Annotated in this window: 24 protein-coding genes, 1 tRNA gene and 5 pseudogenes; 11 read left to right on the top strand and 19 right to left on the bottom strand. The window is 42.4% G+C overall.

Going from position 1 to position 26,887, the window contains the following annotated elements; genetic code table 11:
- Window positions 1-102 precede the first annotated feature (102 nt).
- Window positions 103-354, bottom strand: coding sequence for a YnfE family protein (locus tag QMZ64_RS02530; protein ID WP_265626821.1), 252 nt, complete (start codon window positions 352-354; stop codon window positions 103-105).
- A gap of 152 nt (window positions 355-506) precedes the next feature.
- Here QMZ64_RS02530 and QMZ64_RS02525 point away from each other — a divergent pair, with 152 nt between their 5' ends.
- Window positions 507-1,844, top strand: a complete 1,338-nt coding sequence (locus QMZ64_RS02525) for an APC family permease (protein ID WP_265626820.1) — start codon at window positions 507-509, stop codon at window positions 1,842-1,844.
- A 90-nt stretch (window positions 1,845-1,934) separates the two neighbouring features.
- Window positions 1,935-2,585 carry a lysozyme family protein gene (locus QMZ64_RS02520; protein WP_059230580.1) on the top strand — a complete coding sequence of 217 codons (651 nt, stop codon included), beginning with the start codon at window positions 1,935-1,937 and terminating at the stop codon, window positions 2,583-2,585.
- Between the two features lie 132 nt (window positions 2,586-2,717).
- On the opposite strand, the gene QMZ64_RS02515 is transcribed toward QMZ64_RS02520, so the two are convergent.
- From QMZ64_RS02515 to QMZ64_RS02490, 6 genes are all read right to left on the bottom strand, one after another.
- A complete protein-coding gene (locus tag QMZ64_RS02515) occupies window positions 2,718-3,704 on the bottom strand; it encodes a polysaccharide biosynthesis protein (RefSeq protein ID WP_265626819.1) in 987 nt (328 codons plus the stop codon).
- A 51-nt stretch (window positions 3,705-3,755) separates the two neighbouring features.
- A complete protein-coding gene (locus QMZ64_RS02510; protein ID WP_265626818.1) occupies window positions 3,756-4,394 on the bottom strand; it encodes a papain-like cysteine peptidase in 639 nt (212 codons plus the stop codon).
- A gap of 211 nt (window positions 4,395-4,605) precedes the next feature.
- Window positions 4,606-5,019: a hypothetical protein gene (locus QMZ64_RS02505; RefSeq protein WP_265626817.1), complete on the bottom strand. Its 414-nt coding sequence runs from the start codon at window positions 5,017-5,019 to the stop codon at window positions 4,606-4,608.
- Window positions 5,020-5,033: 14 nt separating this feature from the next.
- Window positions 5,034-6,242: a glycosyltransferase family 4 protein gene (locus QMZ64_RS02500; RefSeq protein ID WP_265626816.1), complete on the bottom strand. Its 1,209-nt coding sequence runs from the start codon at window positions 6,240-6,242 to the stop codon at window positions 5,034-5,036.
- Window positions 6,243-6,402: 160 nt separating this feature from the next.
- A complete protein-coding gene (locus tag QMZ64_RS02495; RefSeq protein WP_020451765.1) occupies window positions 6,403-6,936 on the bottom strand; it encodes a DUF420 domain-containing protein in 534 nt (177 codons plus the stop codon).
- A gap of 152 nt (window positions 6,937-7,088) precedes the next feature.
- A complete protein-coding gene (locus QMZ64_RS02490; RefSeq protein WP_265626815.1) occupies window positions 7,089-8,069 on the bottom strand; it encodes a hypothetical protein in 981 nt (326 codons plus the stop codon).
- A gap of 231 nt (window positions 8,070-8,300) precedes the next feature.
- On the opposite strand from QMZ64_RS02490, the gene QMZ64_RS02485 reads away from it, so the two are divergent.
- Entirely contained in the window at window positions 8,301-8,810 is a 510-nt protein-coding gene (locus QMZ64_RS02485; protein WP_265626814.1) for a GNAT family protein, read from the top strand.
- A 40-nt stretch (window positions 8,811-8,850) separates the two neighbouring features.
- Window positions 8,851-9,817 (top strand): annotated as a pseudogene (locus QMZ64_RS02480) (S66 family peptidase).
- Window positions 9,818-9,850: 33 nt separating this feature from the next.
- On the opposite strand, the gene QMZ64_RS02475 reads toward QMZ64_RS02480, so the two are convergent.
- The 4 genes from QMZ64_RS02475 to QMZ64_RS02460 all read right to left on the bottom strand — a co-directional run bounded on the left by QMZ64_RS02475 (window position 9,851) and on the right by QMZ64_RS02460 (window position 15,125).
- The gene (locus tag QMZ64_RS02475; RefSeq protein ID WP_265626813.1) at window positions 9,851-11,440 is read right to left on the bottom strand and encodes a solute:sodium symporter family transporter; all 1,590 of its coding nucleotides are present in this window, start codon (window positions 11,438-11,440) and stop codon (window positions 9,851-9,853) included.
- Window positions 11,441-11,600: 160 nt separating this feature from the next.
- Window positions 11,601-12,401: a 3D domain-containing protein gene (locus QMZ64_RS02470; protein ID WP_265626812.1), complete on the bottom strand. Its 801-nt coding sequence runs from the start codon at window positions 12,399-12,401 to the stop codon at window positions 11,601-11,603.
- Window positions 12,402-12,638: 237 nt separating this feature from the next.
- Window positions 12,639-14,420, bottom strand: a complete 1,782-nt coding sequence (recQ, locus tag QMZ64_RS02465; protein ID WP_265626811.1) for a DNA helicase RecQ — start codon at window positions 14,418-14,420, stop codon at window positions 12,639-12,641.
- A 183-nt stretch (window positions 14,421-14,603) separates the two neighbouring features.
- On the bottom strand, window positions 14,604-15,125 hold the full coding sequence (locus QMZ64_RS02460) for a hypothetical protein (RefSeq protein WP_265626810.1): 522 nt from the start codon (window positions 15,123-15,125) through the stop codon (window positions 14,604-14,606).
- A gap of 101 nt (window positions 15,126-15,226) precedes the next feature.
- On the opposite strand from QMZ64_RS02460, the gene QMZ64_RS02455 reads away from it, so the two are divergent.
- The 3 genes from QMZ64_RS02455 (at window position 15,227) to QMZ64_RS02445 (ending at window position 15,966) form a co-directional block, all read left to right on the top strand.
- Window positions 15,227-15,361 carry a hypothetical protein gene (locus tag QMZ64_RS02455; protein WP_261378973.1) on the top strand — a complete coding sequence of 45 codons (135 nt, stop codon included), beginning with the start codon at window positions 15,227-15,229 and terminating at the stop codon, window positions 15,359-15,361.
- Between the two features lie 229 nt (window positions 15,362-15,590).
- Window positions 15,591-15,767, top strand: a complete 177-nt coding sequence (locus QMZ64_RS02450) for a YjfB family protein (protein WP_374706248.1) — start codon at window positions 15,591-15,593, stop codon at window positions 15,765-15,767.
- Window positions 15,768-15,892: 125 nt separating this feature from the next.
- Window positions 15,893-15,966 (top strand) — tRNA-Arg (locus QMZ64_RS02445).
- A gap of 141 nt (window positions 15,967-16,107) precedes the next feature.
- Here the strand turns inward: QMZ64_RS02445 and QMZ64_RS23250 are convergent.
- The 3 genes and pseudogenes from QMZ64_RS23250 to QMZ64_RS02430 all read right to left on the bottom strand — a co-directional run bounded on the left by QMZ64_RS23250 (window position 16,108) and on the right by QMZ64_RS02430 (window position 17,454).
- Window positions 16,108-16,293 carry a hypothetical protein gene (locus QMZ64_RS23250; protein ID WP_265626808.1) on the bottom strand — a complete coding sequence of 62 codons (186 nt, stop codon included), beginning with the start codon at window positions 16,291-16,293 and terminating at the stop codon, window positions 16,108-16,110.
- 411 nt (window positions 16,294-16,704) lie between these two features.
- Window positions 16,705-16,821: pseudogene (locus QMZ64_RS02435) on the bottom strand (HNH endonuclease); the annotation flags it as partial.
- A gap of 258 nt (window positions 16,822-17,079) precedes the next feature.
- Entirely contained in the window at window positions 17,080-17,454 is a 375-nt protein-coding gene (locus QMZ64_RS02430) for a UPF0715 family protein (protein ID WP_265626807.1), read from the bottom strand.
- Between the two features lie 56 nt (window positions 17,455-17,510).
- Between QMZ64_RS02430 and QMZ64_RS02425 the strand changes: the two genes are divergently transcribed.
- A complete protein-coding gene (locus QMZ64_RS02425; protein ID WP_265626806.1) occupies window positions 17,511-17,849 on the top strand; it encodes a hypothetical protein in 339 nt (112 codons plus the stop codon).
- Between the two features lie 12 nt (window positions 17,850-17,861).
- Window positions 17,862-18,860 (top strand): DUF3238 domain-containing protein, encoded by a 999-nt coding sequence (locus tag QMZ64_RS02420; protein WP_265626805.1) that lies wholly within the window; start codon window positions 17,862-17,864, stop codon window positions 18,858-18,860.
- A 220-nt stretch (window positions 18,861-19,080) separates the two neighbouring features.
- On the opposite strand, the pseudogene QMZ64_RS23245 reads toward QMZ64_RS02420, so the two are convergent.
- The 3 pseudogenes from QMZ64_RS23245 to fdhF form a co-directional block, all read right to left on the bottom strand.
- Window positions 19,081-19,182: pseudogene (locus tag QMZ64_RS23245) on the bottom strand (hypothetical protein); the annotation flags it as partial.
- A gap of 120 nt (window positions 19,183-19,302) precedes the next feature.
- Window positions 19,303-19,860 (bottom strand): annotated as a pseudogene (locus tag QMZ64_RS02415) (helical membrane plugin domain-containing protein); the annotation flags it as partial.
- Window positions 19,853-22,810: pseudogene (gene fdhF, locus QMZ64_RS02410) on the bottom strand (formate dehydrogenase subunit alpha). The pseudogenes fdhF and QMZ64_RS02415, both read right to left, overlap by 8 nt.
- Window positions 22,811-23,386: 576 nt before the next feature.
- Here fdhF and QMZ64_RS23160 point away from each other — a divergent pair.
- Complete coding sequence (locus QMZ64_RS23160; protein ID WP_322784717.1) at window positions 23,387-23,800, top strand: serine hydrolase; 414 nt, start codon at window positions 23,387-23,389, stop codon at window positions 23,798-23,800.
- Window positions 23,801-23,813: 13 nt separating this feature from the next.
- Window positions 23,814-24,533 carry a D-alanyl-D-alanine carboxypeptidase gene (locus tag QMZ64_RS23155; RefSeq protein ID WP_322784716.1) on the top strand — a complete coding sequence of 240 codons (720 nt, stop codon included), beginning with the start codon at window positions 23,814-23,816 and terminating at the stop codon, window positions 24,531-24,533.
- Between the two features lie 735 nt (window positions 24,534-25,268).
- Here the strand turns inward: QMZ64_RS23155 and QMZ64_RS02400 are convergent.
- Window positions 25,269-25,931: a flagellar brake protein gene (locus tag QMZ64_RS02400; RefSeq protein WP_243940837.1), complete on the bottom strand. Its 663-nt coding sequence runs from the start codon at window positions 25,929-25,931 to the stop codon at window positions 25,269-25,271.
- Window positions 25,932-26,607: 676 nt separating this feature from the next.
- Entirely contained in the window at window positions 26,608-26,886 is a 279-nt protein-coding gene (locus tag QMZ64_RS02395; RefSeq protein ID WP_265626802.1) for a YwqI/YxiC family protein, read from the bottom strand.
- Window position 26,887 lies beyond the last annotated feature (1 nt).

Raw genomic sequence — 26,887 nt, 5'->3', positions numbered from 1 at the left:
CCCGGGGGAGTTTTCTTAATACAACGCTGAAAGCTTTTTGGAACCCTAGGCCTAGCCTAGGGTTTTCTTTTTCACAAAAAAAAGCGTCCGCTGATCCGGACGCTAGCTGCCTTCTTGCTGATACATATGTTCAAGCTGTGAAAATGAAATATCGCCGGCCGCACAATCTACAGCGGCATCGACTATCTGATCAAATCGGTTGGCCGAAGCGCTTTTCTCTTTTAACCGTTGTTCATAGCGTTCGAGCTCTACCTGCTGTCTTCTTAAATCCTCTTCTTTTCCATCATAATCAGATGCATTCATCGTCTCGATATTTCTTTTGACAGCTTCAACATAGCCTCTCAATATATCCATGTCTTCATACTCCTTGCCTTTTTTCAAAGGGTTTGCAACATTTATTATTTTTATACGTGAAAAAGAGGTTTTATACGGTTGCTCAAGTGCAAAAAAACAGATAAAATATGTCTTAATTTCTGTATTTTTTACATAAGGGGATTTAGAAGTCATTGAAAAACGAAACTGCGCTTAAACGAAGTCTTACACTCGGCCCGCTCGTTGTGATCGGCCTTGCTTATATGGACCCGCTCGTCGTATTTGATTCATACGGAGTGGTCGCACAACTGACAAAGGGGCACGTTCCGGCGGCATACATATTCACTGTTGCCGCACTCCTTTTGACCGCTTTGAGCTACGGCAGCATGGTCAAGGCCTATCCACAAGCGGGATCGGTTTATACATATGCATATGAAAGTATTCATCCGCATGCAGGATTTTTAGCCGGCTGGACGATCATGCTGGACTATTTATTTTTGCCGATGGTCAATTTTGCGATCGGTAGCGCTTATTTGACGGCGGCTTTTCCTGAAGTGCCGCATGGTTTTTGGGTCGTTCTGCTCGCTTTATCCATTACCGTTGTCAATATTTTAGGCATCAGACTAACGGCAAATATTACAGGACTGTTCGTCGCTTTTCAAGTGATCGTCGCCCTGACTTTTGCCGGTTTTATGATCGCCGGGCTGGCAGACGGCCTCGGGACGGGCGAGCTGATGTCAGCCGATCCGTTTTTCCGTTCTGATATCGAGCCGTCCCTGATTGTATCAGGAGCGACGATTTTGTGTTTTTCGTTTCTTGGCTTTGATGCGATTTCCACCATGTCTGAAGAAACGGTCAACCCGAAGAAGAACATTCCGTTGGCCATCTTTTTAACAGTAGCGATCGGCGGAACGCTGTTTACGGCGATTTCTTACTTGATGCAGCAAATCTATCCGTCCTATGATAGCTTCCGGCACGCCGAATCGGCATCGCTGGAAATCGCCCTATATACAGGAGGCGCTTTTTTAAAGTCCTTCTTTTTGGCGGGAACAATGGTCGCTGTCATCTCTTCCTCGCTTTCTTCGCATGCGAGCGCTTCGCGGCTTTTGTATGCGATGGGGCGGGACAGCTCTCTTCCGAAACGCTTTTTCGGCTATGTGCATCCGACTTTAAAGACGCCGGTCTTTAATATTATGTTCATCGGACTGATTTCATTGACGGCCATGATCGGGGAACTCGAGGTCATCTATTCATTCATCAGTTTCGGCGCGCTGATCGGATTTATTTTTGTCCACCTGTCTGTCATCGGCCATTACTACATTCGAGAACAGGAGAGGGGCTTTTTAAAAACGCTTCGCTATTTGGTTCTGCCCTTTTTTGGGGCCTCTTTCTGCGGCTGGCTGCTGCTTAGCGTCAGCAAAAATGCGCTCATGATTGGAGCCGGCTGGCTGATTGCCGGGTTTATATACTTTTTGTTCAGAATCCGTTCGCTTCCGAACGTCACATTCGGCTTTGACCGCGATCCAAGATAGAAGGATATCGCTTGGTCTTCTTGAAGATATATGTCATAATAAATGAGGCTGTATACTGTTTTGCATCAGGGCGCTACAGAGGTGAAACCATTGAAGAAAAAGAAATCAGGATGTTTAGCCGGAGCTGGCTGTTTGTCTTTTTTTGTGTTTGTTCCCTTGATCATTTTCTTTGCCATCTCCGGTCTGGAACAATTAAAATGGCTTCCTCTTGACACTGAATCTAACATTCTTGAGAGATTAAAAGATTACAAACCTCTTGTTGAAGAAGAACTTGATGAACAGGATCTTTCACAATACACCGCTCTTTTATTGGGCATGATGTATCAGGAGTCGAAAGGCAGAGGCGGTGATCCGATGCAGTCATCGGAATCTCTCGGTATGAAGCGAAATGAGATTGACGATCCAAAAGCAAGCATTAAGCAGGGTGTGCGCCACTTTACAGCAATGTATCAAAAGGGACAGAAAAAAGGCGTCGATATTGAAACGATCATCCAGAGCTATAATATGGGATCGGGTTATATCGACTATGTCTCAAAACACGGCGGAAAACACTCAGAAAAGCTGGCAAAGGCATTTTCCGAGGAACAAGTCAAAAAGAACCCCGATCTGTATAATTGCGGCGGAGATACAAACAATTTCCGCTACCCTTATTGCTACGGGGATTACTCTTACACGGAAAAAGTAATGGAACGCACAAAAAAAGTCGAAGAACATATCGAAGGGTTAACACTTGAACATTGACAAAACGGCAAGCCGGGTGAGTTTTCGTCCGGCTTGTCCTGTTTTCGAGGAGCGAACAGAAGCATCGCCTGCAGCCGCATGCCATGCTGTCATCAGTTCGCGCATTCTCCGTGAACACTTCGTTCCATCCTTCTACTGCAAAAAACCGCCTTCTTTCAGCATTTCTTTTACTTCCTTTTTTGAGATTAAAAAGTCTTTTGAGCTCAACTGATCTGTTTCTAAAGGCTGACAATCCGCATACTTTTTATGAAGTTCAGGCATTTTGATTGCAGGTAGCACCACCGCGAGGTCATTTGTAAATGAAACAGCATGCTGCCGTTCATGAGGTGAAATCAGCAGCTCATGAAGCTTTTCCCCCGGCCTTGCCCCCGTTTCTGCGATGGACGTTTTTTCGTTTCCGTAAGCTTCGATCAGCACTTCAGCCATGTCTAAAATTCTGCAGGCCGGCGAATTCATAATGAAAATTTCCCCGCCTTGGCCGCTTTCAGCCGCTTTTAATAAAAGCCGTATCGTTTTTTCCTTCGTGAGGAAGAAACGGGTCATTCTTTTGTCTGTGATGGAGACCTGGTTCTTTTCCCTGATCTGGTCTTTAAATAGCTGAAGAACGCTTCCGCTGCTTCCGAGCACATTTCCTCCCCTTACACAAATAAAATCCGTGTCTGAATAGAGATGGTTCGCGTATACGATCAGCTTCTCGCCGATCGCTTTCGTCATTCCGTAAAAGTTGGCAGGATCAGCCGCTTTGTCAGTCGAGACATTGATGACTTTTTTAACGCCGTTTTCGATCGCTGCTTCAATGACGTTTTCCGTCCCTGTGACATTCGTTTTTAATGCTTCAAGCGGCTGTTCTTCACAAACCGGCACATGCTTCAGCGCAGCTAAATGGAAGACATAGTCGACACCTTTTAATCCTGTATTCAGCGCTTTCCGGTCTCTAATATCCCCGATGAAAAACGTCAGCCTTGGATCTTCAATCTGCCTTCTCATTTGAACTTGTCTTTCTTCATTTCTGGAAAATACAATGAGCTTTTTAGGGCTTAAGGATAGCAGCTGAAGAATGAGTTCCCGGCCCCATGAGCCTGTTCCTCCAGTAATGAATATCGTTTTATTTTCAAACATCCGCTTTTTCTCTCCCTTTGTGCCTTGATCAATCATTCTCATCGGCGAAAACTATCGAATCGTTATGCCTTGGAACATTTCTCTCCAATACGGGTCATTTGATTGCCAAATTTCTTGATCAGGAAGTTCGACAGCGCATACGTTCTTTAACGGCCAGTGATTCTCAACAATACCCGATACATTTGTGTGATTGATCAGAAGAATGCTGAAATCGTTTGTAACCAAATCAGAGAGCACTTCTTCAAGTTCTTTTGCTTCCTGCATTGTGCCGCTTGTTCTCACAAACAACACGCGCTGTGCAGTCGATGTCTTTTCTAAAAATCTGTTAAATCTCCTGTTAAACTTTTCTTTCACTTCATGATAGGTAGCCAGGTTGTCGAGTGTATTTCGATCCGCTTTAAAATCGTGTGCCGAGTCAATGCAATAATAATCATCCGTAACGGAAATAAAAGGATCTTTAGTGGCAACTCCTGTGGAATACCCCGTCACTCTCAAATTTATAGGATCCATAAAGCCTTCAAATCGGTTCCGCATCAGTCGGCACAGGTCCGGCAGCGACGAGGTGCCGACCCAATCAAAAGGGCCTGCGTACGGCCTTATATTCATTTTTCTCAGCTGAAGAGCTGTCAGGCACAAGTGCCCTAAGCCAAAAATCGCATCGTATTCGCCCTGTATCTCTTTTAAATTCATATTCTCACTCCTTATACTTTCTAACAAAAATAATCATTATAAGTAGCTAATGATAGGAAAGAGCATCTGGCTTTATAACATAGTATGTCGGTGTAACAAATTGGCAAAAGACAATCACCTAACAAGGCCTCCTAAATTCAATCAGCCTTGTTAGATTTAAAGGCTTAATAAAAACCTTCGGAGCTCCGAAGGTTAATTGTGGGGAATAAAACTATTCTGTTTTTGTTTGATCTAGTGTTTTAAAGAAATTTAATGTAGCATCATTTGGAAGTGTATAATTTTCCGGAAGCGACTCTTTGATCGCTTCAAGCACTTTGTTATTGCTTTCTATAATTTTATTGTTCATTTCTTCAAAGCTCGTAGATAATTCGTCTAATACTTCATTTTTGCTGTTTACATTCGTTGAGCTTTCTTTCGGTAAGACCTCTGTGGTTTCAACAGGCTGTTCATTTGATTCAGCAGCTGAATCTGCGGCAGAATTCGCCGGAGCGGCCTTTTGAGCTAGTGCTTCAGCTTTTGCTTTTCGAAACTCGAAAAGCAAATCCAAATATTTATCCCACCAATCGATATCCACTTCCTCTTTCGTCAGAAGTTCAAACAAATGCTTTTTAATTTCAGACTTCATATGACATGTCTCCTTTATTTTAAAGTTTGCTGATAAATCTCCAAAATCTTGTTGACAGCTTCCTCCATATTCCAATATTCCATTGCAAACTTGTGCGCATTGGATCCTAAAGTTTTTCTAAGCGTCTCATCTTCCAACAACTGATTGATAGAGTTGCATATGGCCTGTGCATCTCCTTTAGGCGTAACCATACCGGTCACATTGTGTTCGACGATTTCAGGAATACCACCGGCGTCGCTGACAATGACAGGAAGTCCGGCTAATTGCGCTTCAATAACAGACAGCGGCTGATTTTCGAGAAGACTCGGCAAAACATACACATCAGCAATTGAAAGAAGATAAGGGACATCATCGCGCTTTTTCATAAACACGACATCATTTTCCAAACCGAGCTGTCCGCATAGAATTCGCAGTCCCGCCATTCTCTCTCCGTCGCCGGCAATCCAGCATACCCAATCATCCCGAACCTCTTTTAAATGTGAAAGTGCGGCAAGCAGATGCTGAACACCTTTGTTTTCAACGAGCCTGCCTGTGAAAAGGATAATTTTCTTATCTGTTTGCGGTATTTCCGCTGACCTTATATCCTTTCGTTTTAGAAAGCTATCAATATCATAGCCATAATGGAGAACACTGATTTGTTTCTCCGGTGTATCAAATTCCTTAGTCAACAGATTTTTCAACCAATTGTTGGCAACGATTGTGGCATCAGCCGAAACCGCGCCGACCCGTTCAAGATGGTCGAAGTACGCCCTTGCAACGTCAGAATTAGATCTTCTGTGGATCGTTGTCAACTGGTGTCTGATTTCATAGGCTACACTCCCGTGAAGCGTTGCAACAAGCGGTGTGTTTTTTGGCTTTACCCGTTTCAGGCAGCCGCTTGAGATGACATCTTGGGCATGGATCAGATCGTATTTTTCCAATCCTAAATAAATGGCTGCAAATTCGTAAACATAGCGCTGGATCTCTGTAAAGTGAATCAATTGATTGTCAAATATTTGCGGAAAAGATTGTTGATTGACCGCTTGCTCAATCATAGGTAGGAGCTGTTCTTTTTGGACCTTGCGATTTTCATTTACAATATGAACAATCTGATTCTCCTCTCCATATCCAAGCAAATCGACCTCATGTCCCATAGATTCAAGCGATTCTTTCAGCTGGACCATATATGTCCATACACCACCTACATGCGGAATACTCCAATAAGTGGCAAGAAGAATTTTCATAAGCATCTCCCTTTTTCATTTCTATCCAATGCTCTAATTATTTATATTGGTGATTGTCATATCTTGTGTAGGACGGATATCCAATTCAGAAAGATTATTTTTCAAGAGGCTGTAAAAGAAAAAATCCGTCCCCTTTTATAAGGGAACGGATTTTTATCTTTTAGTAATAGGGGGAAATCATCATATAGACGAGAACACCTGTCAGGCTGACATACAGCCAAAGCGGCATCGTCCAGCGGGCGATTTTGCGGTGGCGTTCCACCTGCATGCTCAGGCCTCTGAACAGCGTAAACAGTGCCAAGGGAACGATTAATGCTGACAAGACAATGTGTGTGATCAAAATAAAATAGTAGATCGGTCTTATGATCCCTTCCCCGCCAAAATGAGTGTCAGGCATCAAGGAATGATAAGTTAAGTATGAAACGAGAAAGATGAACGTTGTCGTAAAAGCTGCAAAAATAAACCGTTTGTGCGCCTTAATGTTTTTCTGTTTAATCATGATCAGTGCAGCCACTAAGAAAATGAATGTGAAGCTGTTGCAGACTGCGTTCAAAAGCGGCAGAAAAGTCAAATCCAAATGAGCGAATTTGTCGCTTTTCGGCATGAAAAACAAGAGGGCAATGACACCGTTTATGATAATCGTCAGAGCAACAACAATGCCTGTATAGTTTTTATTTTTTTGTGTATGTGTCATATCGGGCAATCTCTCCTATTTGTGCAAGCTATCAAAATCGTATTCAAATTCAGGAGGAATGTCAACGTTTTCGGCTTTTCGTCAGAATTTAGTCACAGAATATACAAAAATTCCCCTCCTCTAGAACGAGGAAGGGAACTCAGGCGGGTGCCTTAGAAATTCATAGCATCTTTAGCCATTAATTTTTCGAATTCTTCTTCAGTTACGATATCTTCTTTATTCGGTTTATGTTCAAACTTTACGTCACCATCGATATTTTTGTACGTCGTTGATGCCGTGATGCCTAAAGATTGAGGGGCTTTTTTGCTGTCAACAGACAAAGAGATATCCGCATTTTCAGTCAGAAGATTTTCTTTGTCATCGATTGTTGATGTCACATCAAACTTTTTGAATGTGACGTCTTTCAGTCCGTCTTTAATCTTGTTCAGCTCGCTCTTCGGAACAGCTTCTCCGCTCGCTTTTCCGGCGATTTCGATGAACTTGACGACCGCAGCTTTAATTTCTTTGTCACTGAAGCTGAAAGCGACTTTTTGAGCAGCACCCTGCTCTTTTTCTTTATCCGTCAGATCCGCTTTTTCAAACTTATCTGCAGGCAGATTGTCCGCAGCTTCTTTGATGGATTCCATCAATTGTTTTTGAAGCTCATCCGCGTCTTGAGATGAAGTTTTGTCATCTTCAAGCGGGAATTCAAGGTACTTGCCTTTGACGCTGTCAAAATTCATGCCGGCTGTTCCAAGGAACAAGCCGAAGCTGTCAAGAACGCTGTCAATTTTAATGTAGCCGACTTGTTTCTTTTCGTCCATATAAACCGGAATATCGAAATCAAGCGACATGTTTTGGACTTTCAGCTTCGCTTTAATCACAGCCTCAGACTGTTTCGTTTCAGCATTCGTTTTTCCGCTGATCGTTAATGTTGCATCGTTCAGCATATCAGCGACTTGCTTATCTTCCGCTCCAAGGTTGGATGCGTCAACTTTCAAGCCGATATCACTTGAAAATTCGTATGATTTCGCAGAAATCAGCTTTTTATAAGCCGCTGCGTAAGATCCTTTTGGATCAGCCTGCTGACATGCAGCTAATACAAGAACAAAAGCTGACATCAGCATCAATAGAGAAAAAATTCTTTTTTTCAAAACCGTACGCTCCTTTTGTCATGATCTTTCTGGGATTTAGGAGGATCCATTGTCTCGTATCCTAGGTAAATATACCAGAAGTCATAAGAATTCTATCACAAAAAAAATCGTAGAATGTGAAATTTTTGTTTAAAATTACATTAAAATTTAATTCTAGCAACCCATTTGCAAATTGCCGTTCTTTTTACTATAATCGAAAACTGTATGTTTTAATGGAAAGGAGCAAGTTTTATGATAACGGATGAAGAACTGCAAAAAGACAGCTCCGGCTTGCAGAAGGAATTGAATGAATTGCAATTTCAACTGTTTCGGATGCGCGAAAATATGAAGGATATCTCCAAAGATTCGCGAGTGCTCGGTATTGATCAATCGAAAGACGATGAATGGATGATTGTCCATTCGATTGATGATGGCCGGACATGCAAGATCATGTTAAGCGATTGCCAGTCGCCGTACCGCGGGAGATGTGATTTTTCTCTTGTCGCTTCCTACAAAGAAGAAAAACGCGCGATCCATATCGGGGATATTAAAGGGCCGGCAGGCTACGGTTATGGATCCATCTGCATGAAGTATTTAAAAGAAAAAGCCCGCGAGCACAACATACCGGTCATCATGGGGGACATTGCTGAAAGGGATTGGGACCATGTGGACCGGCTGATTCATTTTTATGAAAAGCATCATTTTGAAGTAACGATCGATCCCGGTTCAAAATCCGGCGAAATAGAGTGGCAGGATCTTTAAAAGTATGGTGAGATAGAAACAATGAAAGGTGTGCCTGTTCATGTTTCCAGATAAACTACAGCCAGGTGACGAAATCAGGGTGATTGCCCCATCGAGAAGCCTGTCCCTTCTCAACACCGACAAGATCGAAAAAGCGAGAACGGTTTTAAACAATCTCGGATTTCGAATCTCTTTTTCCGCACATGCTAATGAAATTGATGAATGTTCTTCCTCCAGCATCAAATCGAGAGTAAGCGATCTCCATGATGCCTTTTCCGATCAACGCGTCAAAGGAATACTCACTGTGCTCGGCGGATATAACAGCAATCAGTTGTTATCACATTTGAATTATGAACTCATAAAGGCCAATCCAAAAGTGTTCTGCGGCTTTTCAGATATTACCGCCCTTTCAGCGGCGATCTATGCAAAAACCGGGCTTGTCACCTATTCGGGACCTCATTTTTCAAGCTTTTCAATGGGGTATGGACTAAACTATATGACAGATTACTTTTTGAAGTGCTGTTGCGCAAGCGGTGTCTACGATGTTGAACCATCATCGATGTGGTGTGAAGAAATCGAAACTGAAGAATGTCCCAAACAAAACAGCGGCCCTGTTGTGATCAATGAAGGCTCAGCTGAAGGCAAGATCATAGGAGGGAATTTGTGCACATTGAACCTATTGCAAGGTACGGAATATTTCCCTGACATCAAGAACTCCGTATTGTTTCTTGAGGATGATTGGGAATCGCCGGCAGCGTTTTTTTGACCGCGATCTGCAGTCATTGCTTCATCTGCCCGATTTTCCCGGTGTCAAAGCTGTTCTCATTGGCCGTTTTCAGACAGCATCAGCCGTATCGCTTGAGCGCCTCAGACAAATTGTGCAAACAAAAAAAGAGCTTTCCCGAATACCCGTGATCGCGAATATAGATTTCGGCCATACAACCCCTTTCTTTACATTTCCGATTGGCGGACGGTGCCGGATCGACGCACAGAAAGAACAGGTATCACTTTGTATCACAAAACATTAAGGCAGAGGATGAACGCACATCCCCTGCCTTGTTTTATTTGGCAAGACCCCAAGGCGAAAATAACAGATAAATGCAGATCATCAGACAAATCACAAGAACAGAGGCAAGTTTAGCATGCTTCCATGGCCGCAAATCAACCTTGGCATTTTTCTCGAGCTTGAATTCCGACTGCCTTGGCTTCAATTTTCCGATGAAAAGCATCAAGAGGACGGAAAACGGAAACAGAACAGCCAATATATAGAGAAAATGAATATGGCCGAAATAGATTTTAGAGATGGTATACAACACAATGTGTGCGAATATCGCCCATTTCACGGCAAGCGCCGGCACTTTTTTTGTAAAAAATCCAACGACAACGGCAGCCAATACAGGGACATTGAAAAATCCGAACATTTCCTGCAAATAATTGTAAAGTCCGGACGGCGCAAACAGAATAAAAGGCGCGATGATAATCGATACCGCGGCAAGGATCACCACAAAGATCCTTCCCGTTTTCACAAGCTCTTCTTCTTTTGCCTCAGGCTTGAAGAGCGGTTTGTACAAATCCAATGTAAACAACGTGATCGTGCTGTTCAGCGAACCGTTAAACGAGCTGAGAATCGCTCCGAATAAAATCGCGGCAAAGACGCCGATAAGTGCAGTCGGCAGCAAATCAACGATCAGCTTAGGATAAACGGTGTCAGCATTTTGAATATGGCCTCCATACAGGTGATAAGCAATAACCCCGGGAAGAACGAGATAAAACACACCGATCGTCTTAAATACACCTGCCAGCAATGCGCCTTTCTGCCCTTCAGCCAAGTTTTTCGCCCCGAGCGCCCGCTGAACGATCGACTGATTAACAGCCCAATAAAATAAGTTGTTCACAAGCAGTCCCGTAAAAATCGTTGGCCACGGGACTTCTGCAGCGTTGTCCGCTGTAATGGCATTCAGCTTTTCCTTATGTACACTCGTCAGCTCTATATAGCCGTTTAAGAGACTGCCGTCGCCGATTGCCATGACTCCGAGCACAAAAATGAACAGACCGCCTAGAATTAAACCGGCGCCATAAATGGCATCAGCCGATGCCGCAGCTTTGAGCCCCCCAAAAAATATGTAGCAGCAGCTTGCGGCCCCGATCACAAGCGAGATGAAAAAAACAGTCGCAAACGCACTGATTCCAAGCGCTGAGGAAATATTGAACACTTGATCGAGTACGAGCGCCCCGGAGTATAAAACGGTTGGTAAAAATGAGGTCGCATATCCCAGAAGCAGGAGAATCGAGACGATTTGCCGAGTTCTCTGATCATAACGCTTTTCAAGAAAATCGGGTATCGTCGTGACTCCGGAACTGAGATACCTCGGTAAAAAGACGAATGCAAGCATAATGAGCGCAAGCGGTGCTGTAACCTCCCAAGCCATGGCACTCATCGTTCCCGAATAACTTTGACCGTTTAACCCAACCATTTGTTCCGTCGACAAATTGGTTAAAAGCAGCGAACTTCCAATATAGAGCGCAGTGAGACTGCGCCCGCCGAGAAAATAACCGTCTGACGTTTTCAAATTAATATCTTTTGTCCTCAGATAAGAAAAAATAAAAATCCCTGCATTAATCAATAAAAATGTCATGATAATCCACAGCAATACTTCTACATCTCCTTTTCTAAATCAGCTGATATGTACATATCTATTGAACTACCCATTTGCCAATCTAAAAAAACATCTAAATCGAAAAAAAGATGCAGAAAACAGAAAAAAGACACTGATCATCTCCATGGTCAGTGTCCATCAATGGTAAAACTTATTATTTTAAAACTTTTACTTTAACCGTTTTAACGCCCCAGTTTTTTGCCGCGGATTTGCTTGGAACAAATACGTCGATTTTGTTCCCTTTGATCGCACCGCCGGTGTCGGCAGCAGTCGCTTCTCCGTAGCCTTCAACATACACCTTGGATCCAAGCGGGATCACGTTTGGATCCACTGCAATAATCTTGGCGTTTTTATTGGCGTTCAGATCAAAACCCGTAGCTGTCACGCCTGTCATTCCGCCGTCATTAGCAGTATATGCCGTCGCGGTAACCGTCAGTTCTTTTGCAGCGCTTTGAGATTCGTTTGAACGGGAAGCCGTTTCTTTTTCCTGCTTAGGTGCAGGCGCAGATTTCTCAACTTTCGCTTCTTTTTGTACGGCAGGCTTTGTTTCCGCAGGCTGCGCCGCAGCAGCTTGAACCGTCGCCTGTCCGTCAACAGTTATGGATGTATTCGGGTAAATGATATCTGATTTTATGTTGTTCCAATTTTTAAGGTCGTTCACGGAAACGCCGAATTGTTGGGCGATTTTCCAGAGAGTGTCTCCCTTTTTAATGGTATATTGTTTCTTTTCTTCTGTCTGTTTTTCAGAAACGTTCAGCTTTTGTCCTGGAATAATCAGGTCTGAGGAAAGCTGATTCCATTCTTTTAAGTCCTGCAGATTTACCCTTTGTTTTTGCGAGATTCCCCAAAGGGTGTCACCTTTTTGGACTGTTACTTCTTTTGCAGAGGCACTCGCTCCGAATGCAGTTGAAGATAATGCTGCAACTGCAACAAAGGACATAAACGTCTTCTTCATAAGTAAATCCTCCCTTGTTAGCTTTTTATTGTCCGGCTAACAGGAGCAATCGTAACATATGAAAATGTCAAATCAATAACAAAACAATTTGTTTTTGATTACAGTTATTTTACGAGGAGGATTTTCAGCCGTCCAAAAATCGGCATAAATTCAGGTGTATCAAGGGTTCCAATCTTTTTTTTTCTGCAATAGGAGATTTACTAAAAAAACTTTTTACATATGATGTTTTTGGGTTTTTTATGCTTCTTTCTCGGTTTTATAGGCTTGAAGCTCCTGTAGAAATACAGCGCCGTATTTTACTCTTTTTTGTTCTCCCACTCCTTTGACTGACAAAAGTTCTTCGTCTGTCAGGGGAATTTTCCCGCTCATTTCCCGCAGCGTTTCGTCAGAGAATATGACAAAAGGAGGCACGCCTTGTTCCTGGGCAAGCTTTCTGCGCAGCGTTCTTAACCGCTCAAACAATTCGTCATCTTTAACAATTTGACTTGTCTGCATTTTTTCTTTGCGCATCACCGCTTCCCGGCCGAGCAAAACGTTTCGCCCCTTGTTGGCGACAAAGAGAACGGGATATGTTCCGTCGGACATCTGGATGTACTCATCTGCGATTAAAAATTCTATAAAATCGCTGATGTCGGCAATAGACCGGTTCTTTAAAATTCCGTAAGTCGATAATTGCTGGAAGCCGTTTTCGGTCACTTTCTTATTTTTGGAACCTGCCAGAACTTGCGCCACCATGGTTTTTCCGAACCTTTCTCCCATGCGGATGATGCAGGACAGTACCATCTGTGCTTCCTTCGTCACATCGATGATGCTTCGGGTGTCGAGACAGCTGCTGCACCTGCCGCAGTCTTCAGTCGAAACTTCGCCAAAATAAGAAAGAATAAACCGTTCAAGACAGCCTTCAGTATGGCAAAAGTCAACCATTTGCCTGAGCTTTTTCACGTCTTGCGCCCGAATGTCTTCATCTTCTGTCGACTGTTCGATTAAAAACCGCTGAAGCCGGATGTCCTGAGGAGAAAATAGCAGAATGCACTCGCTGTCAAGACCGTCGCGTCCGGCTCGTCCTGCTTCCTGATAATAGCTCTCCATGTTCTTTGGAATTTGAGCATGAATCACATAGCGGATATTGGATTTATCGATGCCCATTCCGAATGCTGAGGTCGCTGTCATCACACTGATCTCGTCATTTAAAAAGAGATCCTGCTGCCGGTCCCTTTCTTCATCATTCATCCCGCCGTGATAGCACCCGGCCGCAATTCCTTTTTGAGACAGGCGGCTTGATATTCTTTCGGCTTCCTTTCTTGTCGCTGTATAAATAATTCCCGCCTCTGAGCGGTTTTTCTCCACATATGATTCGATAAAACGATCCTTGTTTTCGCCTTTTAAAATTTTAAACGTCAAATTATCCCGTGAAAAACCGGTGAAAACCGTGCTCTCTTTTTCGATCACGAGCTGTGCGCAAATATCCTCATGAACCTCGGGCGTTGCGGTAGCCGTCAATGCCAATACGACCGGACGGGTGCCGAGGCTATTTAAAAAGCTTTCAATATGTCTGTAGCTCGGCCTGAAATCGTGGCCCCACTGTGAAATACAATGAGCTTCATCAATCGCTGCAAGCGGGATATGAATGTTGGAAATCACGCGAATAAAATCGGGAGACGTCAGCCGCTCAGGTGTGACATAAAACAGCTTGTAGCCGCCTTCCTTTAAAACGGAAAGCCGCTCAGCGATTTCGCCATGGCCTAAAGAACTGTTCACGTACGCAGCTTGAATTCCAAGCTGATTTAAAGCATCCACCTGGTCCTTCATCAAGGAAATTAAAGGAGAGATCACAATGGTTGTCCCTTCCATAAGGAGCGCGGGAATTTGATAGCAGATTGATTTGCCTCCGCCCGTCGGCATAATGCATGCTGTATCTCGTTTTTCAGAAACGACCGATTGAATGGCTTTCTTCTGGCCCGGACGCAGTGAAGGATAGCCATAATAGTGCTGCAATATAGCTTCAGCTTTCTCTAGCATATAAATGAAACCCTCTCTTATCATAAACTTCTTCCTGTCCACCATGATATCATATTTAAACCGGCAAGCAGCCTCTCTCCGTAAAATCGTCAATTCGATAAAGAAAATTCATTTTTAGCTCAAATACAAGAAACTCCGGCGCTAATGTAAAGCGTCAGAGTATTAAATGAATAGTTTCGCCTTTCATTTATTCGCAGTCTGTTGTTCAGCTAATAATCGCAAGCGCTTCGCTTCCTCCAGGCAAAGCGTTTTATATGCCAAGGCTCCGGTAATGCTCGCTCCATCCGATGCATCCCGTCGCAGAGCGGAAAGCTCTGCTAGCACAGATGCCGCGTCATCTTGTATCATTCCGCGGTCATGCAGCATTTGAATCAATTCATCGCTTTCAAGGCCGAGCGCAATTTGATCAAATGTTGAGGCTGTTTCCCGCAGAACGTTGTGAACATCAGACCAAGCGCTTTCGATCATGTTTTCCCCTGCCGGCACCGACCGTACAGAAGTCAGTCCCGACAACCTTTTTTCCCGTACGGAGACGAGCTCCTGAAGCCTTTTGTCAAACTCCAACTCAAAGTCCCTGTATTTCAGTTTGATCAATTCCTTCATCCGTTCAGACAAAGGCTCCTTTAACAGCAAAACGCACATCATCAAAGTAGCTGGCCATGCCAATGATTGAACCGTCGCCGAAACAAATTCAAGCCAATCCATAAAATCAGCCTCCGTTTCAAAGGGAAAGTTGTTTTGTGAAAGACCAGGTGGTAATGTTGTATCGAAAGGAAAATTTTGTGCATGAAGGGGTGTGGTTTACCATGTGGATCATCATCATACTGATGATCATATTGATCGGATTTGCAGGAAACATTGTCGCCATGTTGCGCACGATTGTCAAGCAGAATGATAGAATCATCAGCCTCTTTGAGAATGAAATCAACAACAAACATTAGACAAATGCTCTGGAATTGAAGAATCGCGGAAGATACAAAACAGCCCCTCTCTTTATTCATAGACAAACAAGGAACCGATCAGTGGCCATATTGAGAGACGGCTTCTTTTTTATGCTGTTTAAGATGCCGCTGGGATCGGTCTACAACCATATTAAATTGAATATTCAGATTAGTAAATATGAGTAAAGTCCTCTCCTCTCTAACCGATACACATGTTAAGGAGGTGGTTATGTTGGATATTGCTGTTTTATCAATGGCCATGAGTCAGGCCGCTCTTCATCAAAACGTGCAAATGTCGCTGACAAAGACGGCTTTGGACACCGCTGAACAAAGCGCACAGCAGCTCGTAGACATGGTGCAGGCCCCACATCCGGTTTCAGGACATCATATTGACCTGAAAGGTTAAGGTCAAAACATACATTCAGCAGGCTGCAAAGTCTGCCGGATGTATGTTTTCCCGAAGAAATTTTTTTAAAAAACCGCTGCAACCTCTTTATTTTTTCTGGTTTTTGCACTATAATATTGTTCTGTGTCCCAGTAGCTCAGGTGGATAGAGCAACAGCCTCCTAAGCTGTGTGTCGGGAGTTCGAATCTCTCCTGGGACGTTTTAAATGAGAAGAGACAACCCCTTAGTACGTAAGGGGTTGTCTCTTTTTTCACGAAAAGGAGCGCTCCTCTTGTGATTAATATACGTTTTTTAAAAAAGTTTGTTCATTGTTAAAAAGTCTTATTCTGCAAAGCACCCTTTAAAAGAACGGGAGGTTTTGAAAAAGTGAAATGGTTATTATTAGTGTTGATAAGGTTCCTGCCGACATTAAAGTTATCATTTTTCGCCTGTTTATCATTTTTGTAGGTTTAACAACTTCTCGGGACACAGCAATCCATATAACGACAGAAAATATAGCTAAAATGGCTACAAAAGATGTTGACATACTTGATTCCTCCCTTGATTTATATGATATCTGAATTTATTCTACAAATGATCTTTAAATGGAATAACTTTATTATCACTTAACAGCTCCGAAAAAAGCATCTGCAACCTCACTGCCATTGACTTCGGCCATCCGCTTCTTAAGTTCTTCTATATCCCTCCCCAAATTTAAACCTCCCGATTCACCATGTTTTCATTATTTATAACACAATTGCAAGAAGAAAAAACCGCCAATTCAAACAACATTTTCATCTAAAGGTACACACTCCTGATATTTCTTAACAACTTCTTTAAAGTCGGATGGAAATGCTGCCTTCAGTTTATTTTCTACTTCATTGATTTCCTTGTTTTTTATACGCTGAGGGACCCAGCCAGTTTATTTCTTGAATCATTATCTATTTCCCTTTCTTTTTTATGAATCTCTTCCCCATATTTTTTGGCCTCCTGTATGTCCTGTTTTTGCATGGATTTCAGAATCAACAAGTTCCATTCGCCTAGGAATTTGACGGTGATGCCAAGTATAATTCTCGGGTGTAAAGCCAGCTTATAACATTAAACTTCCTTATCGGTCATTCCCCAGTCTTTCTGTATTGGCTGTTTTCGTCGTTGTCCCTGGCTGGTTCAGTTGTACCTAATTGAATATGTGATGTATCATCCAGATACAAGACAAAAAAAGAGTAAAATTGAAAAAATATGTATATTTTCTTGAAATTGTAATGTCGTGTGGTACAATTGACTCGCACAAATAAAAAACAAAGGGGTGAAATTTGGCTTAATATTATGTGATCTATTTCTTTTGTCTAAAAACAGAGTCCCAAAACCAATAAATTAAAGCCAAAAGAAAACTAAAAAGGTATAGTTTATACGAGACAAAAGCAGTCAGACCGTAATTAGTCAATAAGGCTAAAATTCCACAAACGACAAGAGAGACTATAAAGTAAGTTAGCAAATACCATCCATGATATTTTTTTGGTTTGCGATTTAGAAAGATTTGTATTGGTGTAGCAAAGATTAAATAAGCAACAAACATAAACAAACTTATTGCTCTAAAAGACGAAAGACCAAACCCTTCTAAGAACATCAACGTGTAGACAATTGCCGCTGATACAACGGAAAAGACAACTATACATAAGTAACTAATAATCCCACCAAAAACGCGCATTAGTCAAACTCCTTTTCTCTTGTAATCAATTTTTTTCAAAGATCGGAGGAATTCCCATGAGAAAGCTTTTTGTTTTACCTTTCCTGCTAATTCTGTTTCTTTGTTTATGTTCAATACCTAAAGGTTATGCGAAAGAGATCCCTGATATTGAAACAAAAGTAAAAAATGGACATGTTACATTAAAGGTAAACGAAAAAGGAGACGAATACAAGTTTTTCAAAAATGGCACACCAGTTTACGAAGGTGATTCTAATGAATACAGTGATGAGGTGTCAACGATTGGAGATAAATATAAAATAGGAATCTTTCAAAAAGATAAGTTAAAGAAAGCGGTCACTCTAAACGTCACCAATGATTTAGGAGAAAAAGCTATAAATTCATCTAAAGAATCATAAGCTGAAGATTTAATGGCTTATCAAATTCAAAACGGTCACTTAAATGTTATAGCTGGTCCTGAAAGCGTGCAGCTTTCATGGGATGAACTCCCTGACAAAGATAGAGTATATGAGGTTTATAGAGACGATCAAAAAATCGGTGAAACAACAAATCGAGAGTTTATAGACTACCATGCGAAATCAGGTGAAAAATACAACTACTCTATCCATGTTAGTTTGGACCCGCCTGAAGCGAAGAAAAAAGAGATCGAAAAAAAGATACATGAATTGGGTTCAAATCTTTCAGAAGAAGAAAAATCTAAAATCATGAGTGTCGAAGGTTCCCTCTCTGCAATTGTAGATATGCCGGAAAACAAAGAATCATACTTAGAATCAAAAGACTCTGTATTGGCTGATTTAATGACTAACGAAAACTTTTCAATACAAGGAAAGCTACCAAAGGATAATATGAAGGCATGGGATTATAAAACTTTCATACCTTACAAAACGGTTGCAGATCCTAAACCAGAAATTTCGAAAACCTATTTAATGGGGGATAATAGAGGTTTTTCAGATACATCAAGTAAATTCAGAACACAGGCGATGGTTAATACACAATTCCATTCGCCGACAAGCATAACCCTATTTAAAGATGTCAGTCAATCTGTAAGATGTAGCGACCCGGACTGCAAAAAAGTCATCGAAAGAAAAACCGCCAGTAGCTCTGGAATAAAGCTGCATATCACTAGCAAAAAAAGCGATTACCTCCATTGGACTGTAACTCATGCAGTTGGAATACCATTCGGAAGTTATTATCCAAAGATTGACTACAGTTATAATGTAATGCTAACGAAGAGTATGGCATCCATTTCGGGCAAACATGACAAGGCTCCGAACCATGAATTTTATTTAAGTGCTCCATCCGCTTCAAAGTCAACAACAATCTATAGATATGCGGTTAAATCAAAGGATGACTTTTGGAATTTGTGGTTCTTCGCTCCTAAAAAGTCTTGGAAAACTGAACTCTTTTAGAGTGAAATAATCCCCCCCTTCTGGTAAGGAATCCTTTTTATCCAAACTAATAGAAGGGGGTTTTCAAATACAAGAGTTTTTAAATGCCCATGGAGGTCCGCTTATTCTGACTATTTGGTCTTTAAAGCATGTGTTCAAATGACTTCAACTGAAGTTCAAACACTTCGAACAGAAATATCCATATCCCTTTTTCTTAACACGGTGGGAAGCGAAATTTCAGCTTCTTTCCCTTATTAGCGAACATATCACAGCCGGTGACCGATTCGCTAAAGCCATCTGCTGAGGCGAGCCCGAATAGACCTACCTGGAATGTTTCCGGTGTTGTCTAGATAGCTAAATCTGCAAACTTACTTCTTCCTAGTATTTGATCATTTTTAACCGGTCCATAAGATCTTTTCACCAAAAACCCGAGCTGGCAACAGCCGGCTCGGGCGGGGGGGCAATCTCTCTTATTCATCCCCCTTTTCTCTCGGGGTTCCTGATGATGTTTTTGATGCTCCGGAGACTGGGTCGTGCGTTCCAGCTCCTTTGTATCTTGTCCCATTCCTTTTAAAAAAGAGAATAGCAGTGTAACTGCTTTGTTGATTTCCGGGTCTTTGAGCGAGCGGATGATATCAAAATAACCTGTTTTCTCTTCGCTGCCCTTCTGTTCCACCGCGTTTGCCACTCCCGCATTCACTTTCAAAATGAGAGGTTCCAGCTGTTTTACATCCAGCATGCCAAGCGTTCCGAACAGAAGAAGCAGATTTTTCAGTGTATTGGCCGTTTCCTCTGTATCTGCCTTTTTCACTAAGATGTCAAGAACTTTATCTCCTTGGCCAAAAAGGCCGCGAAGCATTGGCAAAACACCGCGCTCGTTCATGTGGCCTATCATATGCAGCGTTTCAAGAATGGCTTCCTTATTTTCGACTAATGCATCTTCTATTTCTTTCATATCACGCTTTCTCTGTTCCTCTTCGGTTATCTCGATTTTCTGAATTCGTTTAATCGCTTTAGCCATTATGCCCAATCCCCCTTTTCACAGCGTCGCCAGGGAAAATATAATCCTTCCGCGCCCATTTTTTTTGTACCTGAACACCGATTTGCGGCTGCGGATTGCCGTTGCGGTGATTGATCTTAGGCAGCGGATTGCTTCCGTCCCGCTTCAAAATTTCCAATTTGGCCGATGTTTCTTTGTATGCAGGCGTATCGGTATCCTTATCGGCATGGCTGCCTGTTAACAGGTTGATCGCGGCTTCCCCTGAATCGTTCATTGGCAGATATACTTCCTTCCCTTTGACACGATCAGTGATCAAGCACTTCACTTTGACATTTCCGAAAGGCGATGTGAGTCTGACAAGGGTTCCGTCCTTAATTCCTCTTTCTGCCGCGAGTTCAGGAGAAATTTCTAAGAACACTTCCGGTGTTTTCTTCGAAATGCCGTTTGATTTGAAGGTCAGGTTCCCTTCGTGGAAATGCTCCAAGAGCCGACCGTTGTTGACGTGGATATCATATTCCTCACCGAACTCTTCAGGTTCTGTCCACTGAACAGGGAAGAGTTTGGCTTTGCCGTCCGGGAAAGGGAAACGCTCAGTAAAAAGTAAAGGCGAATCCTTTCCATCAGCGCTTACAGGCCATTGTAGGGAGTTGTAGCCTTCAAGGCGCTCCTAGGTGACGCCGGCATAAATCGGCGACAGCATGGCTGCTTCCTCCATAATGTCTCCAGGGTGCTCATAGTGCCAGTCAGCACCGAGCTTATTGGCAACCTCCATAATAATCTGCCAGTCCGGCTTTGATTCGCCAAGCGGTTCAAACACCTGATATAGCCGCTGAACCCGGCGTTCTGTGTTCGTAAAGGTTCCCTCTTTTTCAAGGCTCGGACTCGCAGGAAGCACCACATCAGCAAACTCGGCTGTACGTGAAAAGAAAATGTCCTGCACCACAAAGAAATCAAGCTTTTCATATGCGGCGTGTACATGATTGATGTTGGAATCGACAAGACCCATTTCTTCACCTTTTATATACATCGCTTTCAGCTGGCCGGAATGGATTTTTTCGATCATTTCGTGGTTGGTCATGCCCGGCTCCTTCGGCAGCGGCACACCCCACGCCCGCTCGTATTTTTGGCGGACTTGTTCGTCCGTCACTTTTTCATACCCCGGCATTCTGTCAGGCATGCTTCCGAAGTCACTTGCTCCTTGCACGTTGTTATGGCCGCGCAATGGGTAAGAGCCTGTTCCCGGTTTTCCGTAGCTTCCTGTCACAAGCAGCAGATTAGAAATTGCTGTGCTCGTGTCACTTCCGCCAATATGCTGTGTCACGCCCATCGCCCACAATGCGCACACACTGTCAGCCTGACCAATCATCTCTGCCATTTGGATGAGGGTTTCTTGATCAATTCCGGTTTTCTCCTCGGCATATTCAAGTGTGTACGGCGCCAGGCTTTTTACATATTCATCCCGTCCGTTCACTCTTTCCTGCAAAAAGCGTTCATCGGCCTTGCCGTTTTCAATTAAATATTTGGCGATCGCATTCAGCCAGACGATATCTGAGCCGGCACGCGGCTGGACAAATAAATCAGAGCGCTCTGCCATTTCGTGTTTTCTGATATCCGCGACGATCACTTTCTGCCCTCTCAGCTTATGAGCCCGTTTAATGCGAGTGGACAAGACCGGATGCGACTCAGACGTGTTCGAACCGATAATCAACACAAGGTCCGCTTCCGCGATATCTGTAATCGACCCTGAGTCACCGCCATAGCCGACTGTCCGGAACAGGCCGGCAGTCGCAGGAGATTGGCAATAGCGCGAGCAGTTGTCGACATTATTTGTGCCGATGATCCCTCTTGCCAGCTTTTGCATGAGGTAGGATTCTTCGTTTGTACATTTAGAAGATGTAATAAAGGCAAGTGAATCCGGGCCAAACTCCTCTTTTAAATCCGTGAACTTACTGGCGATCAGCGATAACGCCTCTTCCCATTCCGCTTCGCGGAAATGGTCGCCTTCTCGGATCAGCGGCTTTGTCAGGCGTTCCTCGCTGTTGACGAAATCCCAGCCGAACTTTCCTTTTACACAAGTAGAAATGCCGTTGGCCGGTGCTTCCTCCTGCGGCTCGACTTTCAGAATGTCTCTGCCCTTTGTCCAGACATCAAAGCTGCAGCCGACGCCGCAGTATGTGCAGACGGTTTTCGTTTTCTTGATTCGTTCATCACGCATGGCAGATTCCATATCGGAAATGGCGAGAATCGAGCCGTACCCTGTTTCTACGCCTTTTGTGATCTCGATCATCGGACGCAGCGTTTCGTCATCGATTCCTGTTAAATATCCGGCTTCCCCCTCCATTCCTTTTTCCATCATCGCATTACATGGACAGACGGTAGAACAGTGGCCGCATGATACACAAGATGACTCATTAATCGGCACATCATTATCCCAAATGACGCGCGGGCGTTTCCGCTCCCAGTCTATGGTCAGTGTTTCAGTTACCTGAACATCCTGACACGCTTCGACACAGCGGCCGCACAAAATACATTGATCCGGATCGTACCGGTAAAACGGATTTGATTCATCCTTATGGTAAGGCTTCTGATCAAACGGGATGCTTTGGTAATTGACTTTCATTTCTTTCACCGTATTATGTATTTCACATCCCCCATTGTTGTAATCGCAAACTGTACAATAAAGCTCATGATTATATAAAATCTTGTCCATCCCGATAACCTGCGCTTTTTTCACATCAGACGAAAGCGTATCAATGACGTCGCCATCCTTTAATTCAGCGGAGCACGACCTCTTCAGCTCGCCATTGATGCTGACGATGCACGTATCGCATGTTTCAATCGGCCCTAAGCTGGGATGATAGCAAACTTGCGGCACTTCAATCGAGCTGTTGTTCAAAAGCTGCAGCACCGTCTGTTCCTCGGACGCTTCCATTTCCACGCCGTTTATTGTGATTTTTTTCTGTTCAGCCATCTCCATTCCCTTTCTTGCTTGTGTATATACCGAATTACCCATTTCTCTTCCCTTGCAAGGGATCAATCAAACATACAAAGCGCACTCATATGTTTTATTGCATCAACGCCGGCAAACGCCGTCTCAAACAACCTCGCTCTCTGAAAACACAAACCAATCAGCCGCCGCGCTGTTTCTGATTTTTTCTACAAATGTGCTGCCGGCATCCAAGCACTTTTTCATTACCACTGCCAGCTCGCAAGCAAATCTTCCTGTTTTTGGTGCCCCAATTTCATATCGATTATCCGGGAGTCTGCGGCTCTTTTATCATAACGCCCTAGGTGAGCTCTTATGACTAAACCCCGTTTGGGACGATTTATTTTAAAAGGAAATTATCAAAAAGGCAGAAATGACGTTTGCTCTTGCTTAAAAGCGCTGGTCTTATGATTCCGGCTCAAGTATCAAAGTAATCATGCCCGGAAATCCTGAGAAGAGGTTTCTGGACTGCGTATCATAAGAGCTAGTGTGAAGGAAATTGAAACCTAACATTATTTAATTCGTATCTATAGTAATTTGAACATTATAGGGAGTGTTAAATTGAAGATTGCACTATGGATTATTGCAGGTATAATAATTTCTCTTGGTTTAGTAATAGCAATCGGTATTCTTATGTTTCGGAGGGAAATAAAAAAGTTAAATCCAGAGTATATTGTACAGTTTGTTAAAGCAAAATCAGGAAGCGGAAATGTCTCATTATCCATAAAGCACAATGATGAGAATTGGGTTGATGTTAACGTAAACGAGCAACTCCCTCTGGCAAGTACTGTAAAAATCATCTTAGCCATTGAATATGCACAACAAGCGGCAGCAGGGAAAATCGATCCGCAAAAAGAAGTAAGATTAAAGGAATTAGAGAATTTCTATATTCCAAAAACAGACGGCGGTGCGCATGAGACTTGGATTACTCAATTGAAAAAAAGCAAAGAGATAGGGTCGTGTTCCATTATGTGAGGTAGTTAACGGGATGATTGCTTACAGTTCTAATGCAAATACTGAATACTTAATTGAGGTGCTGGGGCTTCAAAACATCAATCATGTTCCAAAGAGCTTAGATATGTTAAAGCATGAGCCTATATATCCCATTGTAAGTGCACTCTATATACCTGCCCAACTGATGAATGAAAAGAACTTATCGAAAAAAGAAATCCTAGAAGTGATGAAAAACATGGATATGCATGAATACCGTAATAAAGCGGTTGAAATTCATAATAGATGGCTGAGCCAACCACTAACTGATCAAGAAAAAAAACAATTAAGAAAAACTTTGGACAAGGATTTTCAAAAAATTTGGTCCGACCGTTTGCCCCGATCAACGACTAGAGATTATGTATCTATTATGAAAAAGCTAAACAGCAAAGTATATTTTAGTGCAAATGTATATCAATATCTTGATCCGGTAATGGAACAAATAATGAGAAATCCAAACAATTGTGAATGGCTTGTTCATCCGGGACAAAAGGGAGGATCTACTGCGTTTATTCTTACAATTGCAATGTATGCGACAGATAAAGATGGAAACCAGACAGATATTGCATTTTTTGCAAATGATTTAACTTCATTCGAGAAAGCAAAACTTTCTCGAAATATGAATGGGTTCCTGCTGAAATTTTTAAAAGACTCTAATTTCCGCGCCCATATCAAAAAAGAATTACCTAATTTAGATTTGCCTGGTTCACTTTCATGACTATCCCCCATCGGAATACCGCGCTCGCGGTCTTTGCCGATTTGGCCAAAATATAATTTCAATTCTTGGTTTCTCGAAATCAAGAATCATATCTCCTGTGACTCGTCTGGCGTCGATTCTGTTTCTTTTTCAATAAGTCTCGATCGGATTCAATTTATCATTAAGCAATTTCTCAATCTTTTCAATTCGTATTCCTCTCATTGACTTCTGCCAGACGAGAGCTGCATAAGCTGTTTTAATTTGATTTAAGTTAGACACAGAAATCTTACGACCGCCTTTTTCTACTGGTGTTTGGTGCTTTGCCTAAAAAAGAAGTTTTTCAGCAAATTAAAAAGCCCTTTTTCTTCATTGGCAGAAGAAAAAAGGCTTCTCTTTTTTTTCGTTGTTTCAGCGTTCGTGGCTAGTGAATCCCGGTTATGTCACCTTTTTTGATAGCTCAACCCAGGCTTATGCGACAAGAACTCATGCTTCTTTTTTGACTTTGAAATCGTCTGGCGCGACCTAGGATTCCACTGCTTCACCGACGATGTTGTTTGTCGATCTGCCGTTTTCATGCAGAATATCTGTTACATGCGAAGGATCACTACACTTCAGTGCAGTTTATGACTTCTGTTGGCAGAGTTGGACGCAACTCGCCAACAGGGGTTTCCATAAATGTATATGGCGGGGGACGAAACATCTCCTCTGAATTAATTAAGAAATTTTAGGCAGATCACTGTCTTCCTAAACTTCCTTTTAATCAGTTTTCAATTTCCTTCTTTCTGTCAATTGCAATTTTATACAATAATGTACAAGAGTTTGTTCGTCATGTTCATTCATCTTGATAAATTCAACTGTCATGAACTGTTTGTTTGTTCTGGGATCAATGTAAGTGCGTTTGACTTGAGCATGGACGGCAATCACATCTTCATCATGTCCATTTGGCAGATGGATACTTAGATTCAAATCATCTTCCGGTTCGTGTTTTTGCGTCTCATCAATGATTAACGCAGCGCCTCCAGCACTGATATTTGCTGTATATGTTTTAAACATTGAGCCGGATCCATATGGGCGAACAGTGACAGGAATCGTTGTATTGACTCTGAAAAATTGCCGTCTTTGAACTTTTGTCATTTGATCTTCTTCAGGTAAATATATATTTAATACAGGTATATCCTGATAGATTTCTCGGCCTTGTATTACACTAGTGAATTTATATGGGGCTTGTTGCTCACTTATAAAGTGAACCGTGGCCATTGTGTTTGTTGGAATAATAACGGTTCTCCCCGTTTCTTCATCCACAGGATAATGCACTCTTAATACATTGCCTTCAATAGATAACACTTTGCTTTTCGCAAGGACATACTCTTGAATTTCGTTTTCAAATTCTATTGTTATGGTATTTCCTAAAGATAACAATGGGCATCACTCTTTCAATTCTACTTAATCATTATATCGGTACTATGACACATAATTTAAAAAAAGAAAAGAAGAAGGCGTTGAAGAAATTGAAAGACTTTTCATATCAACGGGATCTTACCGCCTTGTGATGACGATCACGCAATACTGCATAGACTCCAGCCACGTCTCAGTAACCCTGACGACCTTCATCATCATTCGATTATGGAAAGGTGTGTCTCTCATTCTATGCCACTTTTTTCAGATTAAATATAAAAAACCTTGAAAGGCAATAGCCAATCAAGGTAATTCTTCAAGGTTAATCAATTCTCAAGTCAATTTAGGCATGAATATAATAGTCTGGTTCTTCATCCATTTTCTTCAAAAACACTAACATGTTCTCTGGGTACAGTTCTCTAATGCTTGGATCTATAAAATCATCCTCATCGAGTAACTATGAGGGTCCATTACTCTATCTCTATAGGTTTTATCAAGATTACAAATAAAACCATACCCTACTCTTAAATAAAACTCTCTTAGTTCATTAGGAAATTTTTTTTCTAATCTCTCTTCTGCCTCAATTACATCAATTTCCAGCCGATATATTACATGTTTTTTGTTGTTGTTTTAATTGTTCCAACGTTTGATCAATGGCTTTGTGCAACGCCTGAACATCCAGAGTCTTCATGGCATTCTCCTATTTTGTTTTCATCGATGAAGCCAGCTGTTTGTCGGTGTCCGTCATTGCTTCGACTGCTGATTCCGTTTGAACGGCTTGTTTTGAGAAGGCGGAGGCATAGGAAGAAGCGATCTTATTAATCGTCTGATTCAATTCCTCTATCTTCTTCGTCGCAACAAGCTGATTCTGGCCCTTGATATCTGTCGGAACCGTCGCTTTCATTGAAAGGCTGGAATGCTTTAATTTAGAAAGCGCTTGTTTGACTTCCCCGGTATTCACTTTTATTTCTTGACCCATT

The sequence above is a fragment of the Bacillus sp. LB7 genome, from assembly GCF_030449715.1.
GTDB lineage: Bacteria > Bacillota > Bacilli > Bacillales > Bacillaceae > Bacillus > Bacillus paralicheniformis.
This window is presented reverse-complemented; position numbering and strand designations above follow the sequence as displayed.

Bases quoted from the DNA above. Each gene is read 5' to 3' on its own strand.
- QMZ64_RS02530 (WP_265626821.1), bottom strand. From the start codon at position 354: ATGGATATATTGAGAGGCTATGTTGAAGCTGTCAAAAGAAATATCGAG.
- QMZ64_RS02515 (WP_265626819.1), bottom strand. From the start codon at position 3,704: ATGTTTGAAAATAAAACGATATTCATTACTGGAGGAACAGGCTCATGG.
- QMZ64_RS02510 (WP_265626818.1), bottom strand. From the start codon at position 4,394: ATGAATTTAAAAGAGATACAGGGCGAATACGATGCGATTTTTGGCTTA.
- QMZ64_RS02505 (WP_265626817.1), bottom strand. From the start codon at position 5,019: ATGAAGTCTGAAATTAAAAAGCATTTGTTTGAACTTCTGACGAAAGAG.
- QMZ64_RS02500 (WP_265626816.1), bottom strand. From the start codon at position 6,242: ATGAAAATTCTTCTTGCCACTTATTGGAGTATTCCGCATGTAGGTGGT.
- QMZ64_RS02495 (WP_020451765.1), bottom strand. From the start codon at position 6,936: ATGACACATACACAAAAAAATAAAAACTATACAGGCATTGTTGTTGCT.
- QMZ64_RS02485 (WP_265626814.1), top strand. From the start codon at position 8,301: ATGATAACGGATGAAGAACTGCAAAAAGACAGCTCCGGCTTGCAGAAG.
- QMZ64_RS02470 (WP_265626812.1), bottom strand. From the start codon at position 12,401: ATGAAGAAGACGTTTATGTCCTTTGTTGCAGTTGCAGCATTATCTTCA.
- recQ (WP_265626811.1), bottom strand. From the start codon at position 14,420: ATGCTAGAGAAAGCTGAAGCTATATTGCAGCACTATTATGGCTATCCT.
- QMZ64_RS02460 (WP_265626810.1), bottom strand. From the start codon at position 15,125: ATGGATTGGCTTGAATTTGTTTCGGCGACGGTTCAATCATTGGCATGG.
- QMZ64_RS02455 (WP_261378973.1), top strand. From the start codon at position 15,227: ATGTGGATCATCATCATACTGATGATCATATTGATCGGATTTGCAGGA.
- QMZ64_RS02450 (WP_374706248.1), top strand. From the start codon at position 15,591: ATGTTGGATATTGCTGTTTTATCAATGGCCATGAGTCAGGCCGCTCTT.
- QMZ64_RS23250 (WP_265626808.1), bottom strand. From the start codon at position 16,293: ATGTCAACATCTTTTGTAGCCATTTTAGCTATATTTTCTGTCGTTATA.
- QMZ64_RS02430 (WP_265626807.1), bottom strand. From the start codon at position 17,454: ATGCGCGTTTTTGGTGGGATTATTAGTTACTTATGTATAGTTGTCTTT.
- QMZ64_RS02425 (WP_265626806.1), top strand. From the start codon at position 17,511: ATGAGAAAGCTTTTTGTTTTACCTTTCCTGCTAATTCTGTTTCTTTGT.
- QMZ64_RS02420 (WP_265626805.1), top strand. From the start codon at position 17,862: ATGGCTTATCAAATTCAAAACGGTCACTTAAATGTTATAGCTGGTCCT.
- QMZ64_RS23155 (WP_322784716.1), top strand. From the start codon at position 23,814: ATGATTGCTTACAGTTCTAATGCAAATACTGAATACTTAATTGAGGTG.
- QMZ64_RS02395 (WP_265626802.1), bottom strand. From the start codon at position 26,886: ATGGGTCAAGAAATAAAAGTGAATACCGGGGAAGTCAAACAAGCGCTT.